This is a genomic window from Luteococcus sp. Sow4_B9 (assembly GCF_052116585.1).
Lineage (GTDB): Bacteria > Actinomycetota > Actinomycetes > Propionibacteriales > Propionibacteriaceae > Luteococcus.
On record NZ_JBQKKT010000009.1, the window covers coordinates 114,037 to 126,071 of the forward strand.

The following is a 12,035-nucleotide window of genomic DNA, read 5'->3' on the forward strand; positions in this document are numbered from 1 at the left end:
TTGTGCCGCAGGATCCGATGGTCGCCCACCCTGCCGGGGTCCTCACCCCGGCCATCACGCAGGAATGTCCCGCCGACGCCAACCCCACAGACCCAGTGCCATCAGGGCGGCCGCGAGGGCGAGTGTCGTCAGCCAAGCGGACCAGTCCATGGCGTCGCGGGGCAGGTGTGGCAACTGTCCCCAGGGCTGCAGATCCAGCAACCATCGCGGCAGGTCAAAGAGCACCGCGAACCAGGTGGTGAAGACGCTCCAGCCGATCAGAAGCCACACGAGCCAGGTGAATCGAGGCAGCCAGCCGATCAACAGCATCGAGAAGCCGGTCACCAGGAGCACCCCCGGCAACAGTCCGGCTGCGGTGCGCACGTGCGTGCCCAGCAGCTCCCAGTGGCCACTGGAGCGGGCCTGGGCAAGCGGCATCAGTGCACCGACGAGGAGGAAGACGGCGCTGGGCCACACGACGGCCGTCACCAGGTGGCCGAGGGCAAGCGACACCCGCGATGTCGCTGTGGCAAGCAGTTGTTCGGCATGGCCGCGGGTCTCCTCCTGAGGCAGCCGACCCACCAGGCTCGCCGACATCAGCGAAACGATGGTGGCCATGATGCCGATCATCGCGACGTAGAAGGCCGTCTGCTGGTTGGCGGTGCCGCCCATCTTCTCCAGCATCTCGCCCATCTGCGGATTCGCGGCCAGGGCTCGGTCCATCTGACTCATGATCGATCCCATGCCCAGGGAGGTCACCAGCAGTCCCAGGGCCCAGCCCAGTACTGAAGCGCGGTGCAGCCGCCAGGCAAGACCCCAGCTGCCCGTCAGCAGTGGACTGCCGGTGGCTGGGCCGGGGCGTGACTGCCACAGACCAGCTCCGTGGTCGCGCCGCGACTCCAGACCCACCGACGCGGCCATGGCCAGCAGCGCCAGGGCCACGGGCAGGGCGAGGACCCACCAACGCTCATCGGCCCAGGGTCGGGACAGCATGCCCCATTCCATCGGGATCAGCCAGCGCAACCAGCCGTACTGGGCATCGGTTCCGGCACCATCGATCACCATGCGGGCCAGGAGCATGCCGCCCCACACGACGCCGACCGTCCAGCCGCGCGCCGCGCGCGCCGTGTCGAAGACCTGGGCCGCCACCGCACCGATTCCGGTGAACAGCAGCGACTGCCCGCCCAGGGCCAGTCCGGCGGCCATGGCACCTGTCGGTGGCAGCCCCGAGGCGATGGCCAGGCCCGCGGTCACGGTGGCCAGGAGCACGGATCCGCCGCAGCACAGCAACTGGGCGGCCACAAGCGGGGCATGCCGTCCCACGGCTCCAGCCCGCAACATTTCGTGGCGGCCGTCCTCCTCCTCGGCGCGGGTGGCGCGAATGACGGCAAAGCCACCCAGCATTCCGGCCAGCATGGAGCAGAAGCCACCCACCCGCCAGAAGACGAAGCCGCCCTTGGTGTAGATGTTGAAGACCGGGCCGAGAAGGGCGAGCATCGACGGATTGTTGGCGAGCGGTTCCAGCGTGGCGCGGGCATCGGATCCCGGTGGCAGCACCACCTCGTACTGGCTGGCGGTGGCAGGCATCAGGCTGGCCAGAGCGAGGATCCACAACAGCCAGAAGAGCCAGTTGCGCCGCATGGCCACGCGCAGCAGCAGGCCGGTGCCCTGCAACGAGTTCATCGCGCCTCCGTCGTGTAGTGGCCCAGGAAGAGTTGTTCGAGGCTGGGGGGAGTGGAAGTCAGGGAGCGGATCCCGTGACGGGTCAGCTCGACGAGCAGGGAGTTCATTGCGGTGGCCTCGACCTGGGCCTGCAGGCGATGGCCGTCGACCACGACGTCATGGACACCGTCCAGTTGGTCAAGGGCGGCAGGCATGCTGTCGAGCTCCACGGTGACCGCGAGCCGCTGGAGATGTCGGAGCTCTGCCATCGTCCCGGACTCGACGATCCTTCCGGCCTTGATGATCGAGACGTGGTCGCACAGCGCCTCCACCTCGGACAGGATGTGTGAACTGAGCAGGACCGTGCATCCGTGGTCGCGCTGCTCGCGGATCAGCTCGGTGAAGACCTGTTCCATCAAGGGGTCCAAACCGCTCGTGGGTTCGTCGAGCAGGAGCAGCTCGACGGGGGAGCAGAGTGCCGCCACGAGCGCCACCTTCTGGCGATTGCCCTTGGAATAGGAACGCCCCTTCTTGGTGGGGTCCAGCTGGAAGCGCTCCACGAGTTCGTCGCGGCGCCGGGGGTCATGACCACCACGGGCCCTGGCCAGCAGGTCAATCGCTTCGCCGCCCGTCAGGTTGGGCCAGAGATTCACGTCGCCGGGGACATAGGCCAGCCGACGGTGCAGGTCCGGCGCCTCTCGCCAGGGGTCCTGTCCGAGCACCGTGGCTTGGCCTCTGTCTGCTCGGTGCAGTCCCAGAAGGACCCGGATGGCGGTGGACTTCCCGGCGCCATTGGGGCCGAGGAAGCCATGCACCTGCCCGGCGGGAACGGTGAGGTCCAGACCGTCGAGGGCACGGACCGGCCCGAAGGTCTTGACCAGGTGCTGCGTGTGAATCGCATGCGTCGAGGACATGCGAGCAGAATCCCACCCGCAGGGCCCTGTGGCCATGATGACAGGCAGTCGGTGGCGGTCAAATGGGGTGGTATGAATCACAGCGGGGGAGTCGCCGGCGCCACCGTGTCTCATATTGTGAAATCACGTCTCGTTGCCTGAATGGGCGGCGTGGCACAGTGACCGGGTTCTGGCGTCAGATCGGCTGTCGCCACCCGCTCATCAGGAGGAGTCGTGTCAACAGCGACCCAGAATGCCCCGGAGGCCCCACGCGAGCAGTGGGGTTCCCAGATGGGGTTCATCCTCGCTGCCGTCGGCTCGGCAATCGGTCTGGGAAACATCTGGCGTTTCCCCGGTGTTGCCTACACCAATGGTGGCGGCGCCTTCCTCATTCCCTACTTGGTGGCACTGCTGACCGCCGGTGTGGTCTATCTGCTCTTCGACTGGGCCCTGGGCCACCGTTACCGCGGTTCCGCCCCCGCGATCTTTCGACGCATCAACCCCAAGTTCGAGCCCCTGGGCTGGTTCCAGGTGGGTCTCTGCTTCTTGATCATCACCTACTACGCCGTCATCGTCGCCTGGTCCTTCCGCTACATGGGCTTCTCCTTCACCAAGGCCTGGGGCGACGACCCCGCGGCCTTCTTCACCCAGGACTTCCTGCACCTGCTGCCGTCTGCGCAGGCGCACCTGACCGGTGACATCGTGCCGGCCATCACGTGGCCCCTGGTGCTCGTCTGGTTGCTGGTCACCGTGATCATGGCTCTGGGCGTCGCCGGAGGCCTGGAGCGGATGAACAAGATCTTCCTGCCCTTGCTGGTGGTGATGTTCGTCGGCATGGTGGTGCGCGCCGTCACCCTTCCCGGCGCGGTCAATGGTCTGAACTCCTTCTTCACGCCCGACTGGGCGGCGCTGGCGGACCCACACGTGTGGATCCAGGCCTATGCGCAGATCTTCTTCTCGCTGTCGGTGATGTTCGGCATCATGATCACCTATGCCTCCTACCTGCCTCGCAGGGCGAATCTGGGTCCCACTGGCTTCGTCGTCGCCTTCTCCAACTCCTCCTTCGAGATCCTGGCCGGCATCGGAGTCTTCTCCACGCTGGGCTTCATGGCCAGCAAGCAGGGAATCGCGGTCTCGGAGCTGGAGGGCATCACCGGCCCGATCCTGAGCTTCGTCACCTTCCCGCAGGTCATCTCGATGATGCCCGGGGGTGCCGTCTTCGGCGTGCTCTTCTTCGGATCCCTGTCGCTGGCGGGCATCACCTCGCTGGTCTCGCTGATCCAGGTGGTGACCGCAGCCGTCCAGGAGAAGTTCGGGATGAGCGTGCGCCGCAGTTCGCTCTTCGTGGGCATCATCTCCGCCCTGTGCTCCATCTTCCTGTACAGCACCTCGAACGGCCTGAACATGCTCGACGTGGTGGACAACTACGTCAACAATGTCGGCATCGTCGGATCCGCCATCGTCACGGTCTTCCTGATCACCTTCGTCGTGCGCCGCCTGCCCGAGCTGCACCACCACATCAACCAGCACTCGGCCCAGCCGCTCGGTGCCTGGTGGCGCATCTTCGCCGGCTACATCACCCCGATCATGCTCACCGTGATGCTGCTCTTCGCGCTGGTCGATCTAGTGCAGAACGGTTACGGCGACTACCCGCGCTGGTTCGTCCTGGCCTTCGGCTGGGGCTCGCTGGCCTTCATCATCATCGGCTCCCTGGTCCTCACTGCCCTGCCGTGGTGCACCACGGTCGACAAGTTCCTTCCGGCCCGGCTGGAAGGGATGGAGCCGCGTCCCTATGCGCACCACCAGAATGACGACCTCATCGAGGCGTCCGCCACCGCAACCACCGAGGAGTACCGATGACCACCCCCGCGATCCTGATGCTGGTCTTCTCCCTCACCATGGTGTGGGGAGGGCTCGTGGCTGCCATCATCAACCTGCGCAAGCACCCGAGTCCCTACGAGGACTGAGCAGGCCAACACCTCCAGACCCGCCACGATCACCCCGTCCCTGTCAGCAGGGGCGGGGTGCTTCCATGTCAGTGACGTCATCGATCACCCAGTGGCCAGGCTTCGTGCTCAGCGTGAGCTTCTGCTTGTGGACCACGCACTTCGAGCCAGGGCCCTCGAACTGGATGGTCCAGATCAGCGTGTCGGTGAAGTGGTCCCTGATCTCCAGATTGTCCACATTGGCAGCAGTCGGCCGGGCGCCCTTGAAGGAGGCGACAAACTTCTCAGGGCTGCCGTGCTGCTTCTGGAGCGCGGGGCCGAGCTTCTGCCAGGCCACCTGCGCGCCGGTCTGACCCGTGGCATCCTTGCGGTCTGCTCCGTGCAGACCCATCACGTAGCGATGTAGCGAGGCCTTGATGGCGGGGGCATCCGGGTGTATCGAGGTCATGGACGGCGGACCGTCCTGCTGGCACTCGGTGAGTTTGTGCGCCTTGGGGGCGTCACGCCAGGTCTTCACCAGATCCGCGACGGTGCTGGCGGAGACGGCAGTGACCGTGCTGGCAGTCGGCTCACTCGGCTGGGTGAGGCCCAGAACTCGGTTCTGCCCGTCCAGCACCGGTCCTCCAGATGTGCCCGGTGCAGCAATGGCGTCATGCTCGAAGCGGCCCTCGGCGACGGAGGAGACTGTGCCGCGGGCGCGGTGGAGCTCGTGCCCGATGGGGTGGGCCAGAGTCGTCACGGCTTCACCCTTGCTCGGATCGGCGCCCGCCAGGGTGAGGGCGGGGCCCGTCAGCTTCCCGCCGTCACGGGTGGGCAGGGCTCGCACCAGGGCAACGCCGCGCGCCTCATCCAGCCCCATCAGCTCGCCGCGCACCACGCCGGTGGAGGAGTGCAGTGCAATCGATGCCGCCTGGTCAAACAGGTCGGCGCTGGTCACCAGCAGATCTGGAGTGATGAAGAAGGCCGAACCCTGCGTCAGACCCGTGCAGTTGTTGACCTGCACCCGCACGATGCTGGCGGCTTCGCCGCTTTCGGGAGCCGGAACGGCGCCACTGGGGATGGGGGCCACAGTCGGCGGCCGCCATCCCAGGTCTCCGGCGCCTGGTGTGGCGGACGCAGCTGGGCTGGACGGCGTGGTGGCGCTGGCACCGGCGTCAGCACTGGGCGTCGGCTCCGATGAGGAGGGCGCCGGGTCTGAGGGCTGCCCCCCGCTGCAGGCGGTGGCCAAGGTCAGCACGGACAGTGCTGACATGGTGATGATCCGTGTGGTTCCCCGAGAAGCCATGCTTCCACTCTGGCACGATTCGCGGGGACAGGGCCACCCGTGACGGTGTCACCAGGACGAGCGCGAACGCCGGCTCCATGGGGAGCCGGCGTTCGCCAGATGATTCAGGTTCGCCAGACATTCAGGCGTCGTGGACTACTTGACGCGCTTCTGGGCCTGCTTCGCCTGGTCCTGCAGGTTCTGCTTGCCGGACTGGGCCGTCTCCACCACGTCCTGCTTGGCGACACTGGCCTCCTCCTGCACGGTGCTGGCAGCCTGCTGCGCCGTCTCCTTGAGACCTTGGGCGGCCTCGGTCGCGGGCTGCTTGAGGCCCGCCACCGTGTCCTGGGCGACGTCGCGCGCCTGGTCCAGATAGGGCTGAGCCTGGTCCTTGGCCTGTTCGACATAGCGCTTCTCGGCGCGGGTGGCCGGCAGCGCCCCGCCGATCAGGGCGCCCAGACCGAAGGCCACCAGCCCGGCGGCCAGCGGATTGCCACGCGTGCGGCGACGCATCGCCGCGGGTGCGTCACTGACACCGCCCCGGGCGAGGTTGGCGCGCATCTGGGCGCTGTACTGTGCCTGGCCGGCGCCACCCGCCACGCCACCGCGGACCTGGTCGGCCAGCCCGCGGGCCTGACCTGCCAACCCATCGTCGGTGAAGTCGTCCTCGGAGCCGAAGACCTTCTCCTTGGCGCCGTGCACGGCGCTCTGCACACTCTGCTTGGCCTGGTCGACCTTGTCCTCCGCAATGGTGCGGGGGTTGGCCTGGTCGGCCAGCGCGTTGACGTCGTCGCTCAGGTTGGCGCGGGTGCGCTCGATGTCCTGGCGAATCTTATCGGGATTGCTCATCGATTCTTCTCCTCATGGCCCTTGAGGGCATCGGGAATCTTCTTGGTGGTCTCGGTGGTGCGGGGCAGTCCGTCGATCTGCTGCATCCTCTTGCGTCCGTTCCCGGCCATCACCGCGGCGACGATGCCCCACAGCACGGCCAGGATGAGTCCCGACCAACCGAGTGCGGGGTGGTCGTGGCTGCCGATCCAGATGGCGATCGTCCACCACAGGGCCAGGCTCAGGAAGGTGAGCGCCAGGTGGGCCGTGATGCCGGCGCCCGTGAGCAGCCCGGCCCCCGTGCCCGCCTTCGTCGCGTCCTGCTTGAGCTCTGCTTTGGCCAGGTCGAGCTCCTGGCGCAGCAGGGTGCTGAAGTTCTCGCTCAGATCAGCAACGATCTCGCCAATGGAGCGGTCGTCGCCTGGGCCCGTCGGGGGAACATGGGCACCGGTCATCGGGCGTCACCCCGGTACTGGTCGGGACGCTCCTGATCGAAGAGCGCATCCGTGGCGTTCGGGTTCGCCAGCTCATGATTGGGCTGTTCCTGGGTGACCGCACGCGTGCCGCGGGCCAAGCGACCCGCCAGCAGGCCGGCGCCTGCAGCCACCGCAAGGAAGGTGCCGGGCCGACGCGCGGCGAACCGACGCACCTCGAAGACCAGATCGTCGGGCTCGTGGTTCTCCAGCCATCCCGCCACGGAGTCCCCGCGGGATGCGAGCTCCCCGGTGAACTGCGCCACCGGGCCGCTGTTCTGGGCGGCACCTGTCATCTGGGACAGTTCGTCGCTCAAGCTGCGCACGGTGGATGCCAGAGCGTTCTGGCCCTCGCTGGCCCGGCCGCGGAACTCTCCGACGGTGGTGTCCAAGAGCTGGCGGATGTGGTCCTGGGCCTCGGCGGCCACCTGCTGTGCCTCGCCCTTGGCGGTCTCGATCACCTGCTGAGCGTCCTGCACTGCGGTCTGGCTGACCTCGCCCGCCTGGTCCTTGGCCTGCTTGCCCACCTTCTCGGCCTCGTGCTTGGCGTCGTTGGCCTTGGCGGAAAGATCCTTCTGGGAATTCCTTGGCTCTGTCATGACTCCATCATTGACGTGGCCAGGGGGGCATTCGCCAGTGCCTGCAGGGTTTTCCAGCCCTAGGCTCTGTTGCAAAAATCGTGAAGCTTGAGCATGCTTGGCGGAGATTGGACGGACGGAACGATGACGGATTTCAAGTGGCGCCATTTCCAGGGTGATGTGATCCTGTGGGCGGTGCGCTGGTATTGTCGCTATCCGATCAGCTATCGCGACCTTGAGGAAATGCTGGCGGAACGCGGCATTTCGGTCGACCATACGACGATCTATCGCTGGGTCCAGTGCTACGCCCCGGAGATGGAGAAGCGGCTGCGCTGGTTCTGGCGGCGTGGCTTTGATCCGAGCTGGCGCCTGGATGAAACCTACGTCAAGGTGCGGGGCAAGTGGACCTACCTGTACCGGGCAGTCGACAAGCGGGGCGACACGATCGATTTCTACCTGTCGCCGACCCGCAGCGCCAAGGCAGCGAAGCGGTTCCTGGGCAAGGCCCTGCGAGGCCTGAAGCACTGGGAAAAGCCTGCCACGCTCAATACCGACAAAGCGCCGAGCTATGGTGCAGCGATCACCGAATTGAAGCGCGAAGGAAAGCTGGACCGGGAGACGGCCCACCGGCAGGTGAAGTATCTCAATAACGTGATCGAGGCCGATCACGGAAAGCTCAAGATACTGATCAAGCCGGTGCGCGGTTTCAAATCGATCCCCACGGCCTATGCCACGATCAAGGGATTCGAAGTCATGCGAGCCCTGCGCAAAGGACAGGCTCGCCCCTGGTGCCTGCAGCCCGGCATCAGGGGCGAGGTGCGCCTTGTGGAGAGAGCTTTTGGCATTGGGCCCTCGGCGCTGACGGAGGCCATGGGCATGCTCAACCACCATTTCGCAGCAGCCGCCTGATCGGCGCAGAGCGACAGCCTACCTCTGACTGCCGCCAATCTTTGCAACAGAGCCCATGTGATGGCGACGCACGACACCGCTCCGTGGATCGGTCGAATGCGTGTGCTGCGCAAAAACCCAGAACCACGGCCAGGAATGCCCGGCGCGCGGATACTTCCGCTCAAGGGCGTCGGGAAGCGCAACGCCGCTGCGGCCCTCGGCCTGGTCCTTCAGCCACCATGCCCGTGCACGCGACAGCTGCTCGCGCAGGCTGGGTGCCAAGCTCTCGGGTAACATCAAGGCCCGATCCTTGGAGCCCTTGCCCTCCCGCACGATGATCGTGCCGTGATCGAAATCCAGATCCTTGACCCGCAGTTGCAAACCCTCACTGATCCGCATGCCCGTTCCATACAGAAGCTGGGCGAACAAACGATGCTCGCCTTCCAGAAAACCGAGGATGCGAACCACTTCATCCGGGGTCAGCACCACCGGCAAGCGCCGCGACGGCCGAGGTCTTCCGATCTCCTGAAGCCAGGGCAGATCCGTGCACAGCACCTTGCCGTAGAAGAACAGCAAGGCCGCCAATGCCTGACGATGCGTGGAGACCGAAACCTTGCGCTCGTTCGCCAGCCAGGACAGAAATGCCTCGACTTCGCTGCTGCCCAAGGTTGCCGGGTGACGCACACCGTGGAAACGGATGAAGGCACGAACCCAGTGGACATAAGCCTGTTCGGTTCGTAAGCTATAATGCAAGTAGCGTATGCGCTCACGCAACTGGTCCAGAACCTTGACCGAACGCAGCGGTGGTAACGGCGCAGTGGCGGTTTTCATGGCTTGTTATGACTGTTTTTTTGTACAGTCTATGCCTCGGGCATCCAAGCAGCAAGCGCGTTACGCCGTGGGTCGATGTTTGATGTTATGGAGCAGCAACGATGTTACGCAGCAGGGCAGTCGCCCTAAAACAAAGTTAAACATCATGAGGGAAGCGGTGATCGCCGAAGTATCGACTCAACTATCAGAGGTAGTTGGCGTCATCGAGCGCCATCTCGAACCGACGTTGCTGGCCGTACATTTGTACGGCTCCGCAGTGGATGGCGGCCTGAAGCCACACAGTGATATTGATTTGCTGGTTACGGTGACCGTAAGGCTTGATGAAACAACGCGGCGAGCTTTGATCAACGACCTTTTGGAAACTTCGGCTTCCCCTGGAGAGAGCGAGATTCTCCGCGCTGTAGAAGTCACCATTGTTGTGCACGACGACATCATTCCGTGGCGTTATCCAGCTAAGCGCGAACTGCAATTTGGAGAATGGCAGCGCAATGACATTCTTGCAGGTATCTTCGAGCCAGCCACGATCGACATTGATCTGGCTATCTTGCTGACAAAAGCAAGAGAACATAGCGTTGCCTTGGTAGGTCCAGCGGCGGAGGAACTCTTTGATCCGGTTCCTGAACAGGATCTATTTGAGGCGCTAAATGAAACCTTAACGCTATGGAACTCGCCGCCCGACTGGGCTGGCGATGAGCGAAATGTAGTGCTTACGTTGTCCCGCATTTGGTACAGCGCAGTAACCGGCAAAATCGCGCCGAAGGATGTCGCTGCCGACTGGGCAATGGAGCGCCTGCCGGCCCAGTATCAGCCCGTCATACTTGAAGCTAGACAGGCTTATCTTGGACAAGAAGAAGATCGCTTGGCCTCCCGCGCAGATCAGTTGGAAGAATTTGTTCACTACGTGAAAGGCGAGATCACCAAGGTAGTCGGCAAATAATGTCTAACAATTCGTTCAAGCCGACGCCGCTTCGCGGCGCGGCTTAACTCAAGCGTTAGATGCACTAAGCACATAATTGCTCACAGCCAAACTATCAGGTCAAGTCTGCTTTTATTATTTTTAAGCGTGCATAATAAGCCCTACACAAATTGGGAGATATATCATGAAAGGCTGGCTTTTTCTTGTTATCGCAATAGTTGGCGAAGTAATCGCAACATCCGCATTAAAATCTAGAGAGGGCTTTACTAAGCTTGCCCCTTCCGCCGTTGTCATAATCGGTTATGGCATCGCATTTTATTTTCTTTCTCTGGTTCTGAAATCCATCCCTGTCGGTGTTGCTTATGCAGTCTGGTCGGGACTCGGCGTCGTCATAATTACAGCCATTGCCTGGTTGCTTCATGGGCAAAAGCTTGATGCGTGGGGCTTTGTAGGTATGGGGCTCATAATTGCTGCCTTTTTGCTCGCCCGATCCCCATCGTGGAAGTCGCTGCGGAGGCCGACGCCATGGTGACGGTGTTCGGCATTCTGAATCTCACCGAGGACTCCTTCTTCGATGAGAGCCGGCGGCTAGACCCCGCCGGCGCTGTCACCGCGGCGATCGAAATGCTGCGAGTCGGATCAGACGTCGTGGATGTCGGACCGGCCGCCAGCCATCCGGACGCGAGGCCTGTATCGCCGGCCGATGAGATCAGACGTATTGCGCCGCTCTTAGACGCCCTGTCCGATCAGATGCACCGTGTTTCAATCGACAGCTTCCAACCGGAAACCCAGCGCTATGCGCTCAAGCGCGGCGTGGGCTACCTGAACGATATCCAAGGATTTCCTGACCCTGCGCTCTATCCCGATATTGCTGAGGCGGACTGCAGGCTGGTGGTTATGCACTCAGCGCAGCGGGATGGCATCGCCACCCGCACCGGTCACCTTCGACCCGAAGACGCGCTCGACGAGATTGTGCGGTTCTTCGAGGCGCGGGTTTCCGCCTTGCGACGGAGCGGGGTCGCTGCCGACCGGCTCATCCTCGATCCGGGGATGGGATTTTTCTTGAGCCCCGCACCGGAAACATCGCTGCACGTGCTGTCGAACCTTCAAAAGCTGAAGTCGGCGTTGGGGCTTCCGCTATTGGTCTCGGTGTCGCGGAAATCCTTCTTGGGCGCCACCGTTGGCCTTCCTGTAAAGGATCTGGGTCCAGCGAGCCTTGCGGCGGAACTTCACGCGATCGGCAATGGCGCTGACTACGTCCGCACCCACGCGCCTGGAGATCTGCGAAGCGCAATCACCTTCTCGGAAACCCTCGCGAAATTTCGCAGTCGCGACGCCAGAGACCGAGGGTTAGATCATGCCTAGCATTCACCTTCCGGCCGCCCGCTAGCGGACCCTGGTCAGGTTCCGCGAAGGTGGGCGCAGACATGCTGGGCTCGTCAGGATCAAACTGCACTATGAGGCGGCGGTTCATACCGCGCCAGGGGAGCGAATGGACAGCGAGGAGCCTCCGAACGTTCGGGTCGCCTGCTCGGGTGATATCGACGAGGTTGTGCGGCTGATGCACGACGCTGCGGCGTGGATGTCCGCCAAGGGAACGCCCGCCTGGGACGTCGCGCGGATCGACCGGACATTCGCGGAGACCTTCGTCCTGAGATCCGAGCTCCTAGGCCGTGTTGCTAAATGTGGGTGTGGAGCCTTCGGGTGATTCTTGAGTCGTGTCGCGAGATGTCATCACGGACGAGGTCTGGGAGCTGATCCGGGACGTGTTCCCGCC

General features: G+C 63.8%; 12 protein-coding genes and 1 pseudogene. 6 read left to right on the plus strand and 7 right to left on the minus strand.

Features of this window, described 5'->3' with window-relative positions; translation table 11 throughout:
- Positions 1 to 54 precede the first annotated feature (54 nt).
- The gene (locus ACTQ49_RS07925) at positions 55 to 1,662 is read right to left on the minus strand and encodes an ABC transporter permease (protein WP_441827300.1); all 1,608 of its coding nucleotides are present in this window, start codon (positions 1,660 to 1,662) and stop codon (positions 55 to 57) included.
- Positions 1,659 to 2,555, minus strand: coding sequence for an ABC transporter ATP-binding protein (locus tag ACTQ49_RS07930; RefSeq protein ID WP_441827301.1), 897 nt, complete (start codon positions 2,553 to 2,555; stop codon positions 1,659 to 1,661). The genes ACTQ49_RS07925 and ACTQ49_RS07930 overlap by 4 nt, the downstream gene beginning before the upstream one ends.
- 213 nt (positions 2,556 to 2,768) lie before the next feature.
- On the opposite strand from ACTQ49_RS07930, the gene ACTQ49_RS07935 reads away from it, so the two are divergent.
- Together ACTQ49_RS07935 and ACTQ49_RS07940 are read left to right on the plus strand one after the other, a co-directional pair.
- Positions 2,769 to 4,394, plus strand: coding sequence for a sodium-dependent transporter (locus ACTQ49_RS07935; protein ID WP_441827302.1), 1,626 nt, complete (start codon positions 2,769 to 2,771; stop codon positions 4,392 to 4,394).
- A complete protein-coding gene (locus ACTQ49_RS07940; protein WP_441827303.1) occupies positions 4,391 to 4,501 on the plus strand; it encodes a methionine/alanine import family NSS transporter small subunit in 111 nt (36 codons plus the stop codon). The genes ACTQ49_RS07935 and ACTQ49_RS07940 overlap by 4 nt, the downstream gene beginning before the upstream one ends.
- Positions 4,502 to 4,544: 43 nt before the next feature.
- Here ACTQ49_RS07940 and ACTQ49_RS07945 read toward each other — a convergent pair whose 3' ends face one another.
- The 4 genes from ACTQ49_RS07945 to ACTQ49_RS07960 all read right to left on the minus strand — a co-directional run bounded on the left by ACTQ49_RS07945 (position 4,545) and on the right by ACTQ49_RS07960 (position 7,644).
- Positions 4,545 to 5,765, minus strand: a complete 1,221-nt coding sequence (locus tag ACTQ49_RS07945; protein ID WP_441827304.1) for a trypsin-like peptidase domain-containing protein — start codon at positions 5,763 to 5,765, stop codon at positions 4,545 to 4,547.
- Between the two features lie 135 nt (positions 5,766 to 5,900).
- Positions 5,901 to 6,593 carry a DUF3618 domain-containing protein gene (locus ACTQ49_RS07950; RefSeq protein WP_441827305.1) on the minus strand — a complete coding sequence of 231 codons (693 nt, stop codon included), beginning with the start codon at positions 6,591 to 6,593 and terminating at the stop codon, positions 5,901 to 5,903.
- The gene (locus ACTQ49_RS07955) at positions 6,590 to 7,027 is read right to left on the minus strand and encodes a phage holin family protein (RefSeq protein WP_441827306.1); all 438 of its coding nucleotides are present in this window, start codon (positions 7,025 to 7,027) and stop codon (positions 6,590 to 6,592) included. Before ACTQ49_RS07955 ends, ACTQ49_RS07950 begins: the two co-directional genes overlap by 4 nt.
- Entirely contained in the window at positions 7,024 to 7,644 is a 621-nt protein-coding gene (locus tag ACTQ49_RS07960; RefSeq protein ID WP_441827307.1) for a hypothetical protein, read from the minus strand. Before ACTQ49_RS07960 ends, ACTQ49_RS07955 begins: the two co-directional genes overlap by 4 nt.
- Positions 7,645 to 7,767: 123 nt before the next feature.
- On the opposite strand from ACTQ49_RS07960, the gene ACTQ49_RS07965 reads away from it, so the two are divergent.
- Positions 7,768 to 8,532, plus strand: coding sequence for an IS6-like element IS6100 family transposase (locus tag ACTQ49_RS07965; RefSeq protein WP_001389365.1), 765 nt, complete (start codon positions 7,768 to 7,770; stop codon positions 8,530 to 8,532).
- A 54-nt stretch (positions 8,533 to 8,586) separates the two neighbouring features.
- On the opposite strand, the pseudogene intI1 reads toward ACTQ49_RS07965, so the two are convergent.
- Positions 8,587 to 9,342, minus strand: a pseudogene (gene intI1, locus ACTQ49_RS07970) (class 1 integron integrase IntI1); the annotation flags it as partial.
- A gap of 145 nt (positions 9,343 to 9,487) precedes the next feature.
- Between intI1 and aadA1 the strand changes: the two are divergent.
- The 3 genes from aadA1 (at position 9,488) to sul1 (ending at position 11,623) form a co-directional block, all read left to right on the plus strand.
- A complete protein-coding gene (gene aadA1, locus ACTQ49_RS07975; RefSeq protein ID WP_001206316.1) occupies positions 9,488 to 10,279 on the plus strand; it encodes an ANT(3'')-Ia family aminoglycoside nucleotidyltransferase AadA1 in 792 nt (263 codons plus the stop codon).
- Between the two features lie 163 nt (positions 10,280 to 10,442).
- A complete protein-coding gene (gene qacE / locus ACTQ49_RS07980) occupies positions 10,443 to 10,790 on the plus strand; it encodes a quaternary ammonium compound efflux SMR transporter QacE (protein WP_171849078.1) in 348 nt (115 codons plus the stop codon).
- The gene (sul1, locus tag ACTQ49_RS07985) at positions 10,784 to 11,623 is read left to right on the plus strand and encodes a sulfonamide-resistant dihydropteroate synthase Sul1 (protein WP_000259031.1); all 840 of its coding nucleotides are present in this window, start codon (positions 10,784 to 10,786) and stop codon (positions 11,621 to 11,623) included. The genes qacE and sul1 overlap by 7 nt, the downstream gene beginning before the upstream one ends.
- Positions 11,624 to 12,035: the final 412 nt, after the last annotated feature.

Excerpts from the sequence above, each read along its gene's own strand:
- ACTQ49_RS07925 (WP_441827300.1), bottom strand. The coding sequence starts at position 1,662 with ATGAACTCGTTGCAGGGCACCGGCCTGCTGCTGCGCGTGGCCATGCGG.
- ACTQ49_RS07945 (WP_441827304.1), bottom strand. The coding sequence starts at position 5,765 with ATGGCTTCTCGGGGAACCACACGGATCATCACCATGTCAGCACTGTCC.
- ACTQ49_RS07940 (WP_441827303.1), top strand. The coding sequence starts at position 4,391 with ATGACCACCCCCGCGATCCTGATGCTGGTCTTCTCCCTCACCATGGTG.
- aadA1 (WP_001206316.1), top strand. The coding sequence starts at position 9,488 with ATGAGGGAAGCGGTGATCGCCGAAGTATCGACTCAACTATCAGAGGTA.
- ACTQ49_RS07930 (WP_441827301.1), bottom strand. The coding sequence starts at position 2,555 with ATGTCCTCGACGCATGCGATTCACACGCAGCACCTGGTCAAGACCTTC.
- ACTQ49_RS07955 (WP_441827306.1), bottom strand. The coding sequence starts at position 7,027 with ATGACCGGTGCCCATGTTCCCCCGACGGGCCCAGGCGACGACCGCTCC.
- ACTQ49_RS07960 (WP_441827307.1), bottom strand. The coding sequence starts at position 7,644 with ATGACAGAGCCAAGGAATTCCCAGAAGGATCTTTCCGCCAAGGCCAAC.
- ACTQ49_RS07950 (WP_441827305.1), bottom strand. The coding sequence starts at position 6,593 with ATGAGCAATCCCGATAAGATTCGCCAGGACATCGAGCGCACCCGCGCC.
- sul1 (WP_000259031.1), top strand. The coding sequence starts at position 10,784 with ATGGTGACGGTGTTCGGCATTCTGAATCTCACCGAGGACTCCTTCTTC.
- qacE (WP_171849078.1), top strand. The coding sequence starts at position 10,443 with ATGAAAGGCTGGCTTTTTCTTGTTATCGCAATAGTTGGCGAAGTAATC.
- ACTQ49_RS07965 (WP_001389365.1), top strand. The coding sequence starts at position 7,768 with ATGACGGATTTCAAGTGGCGCCATTTCCAGGGTGATGTGATCCTGTGG.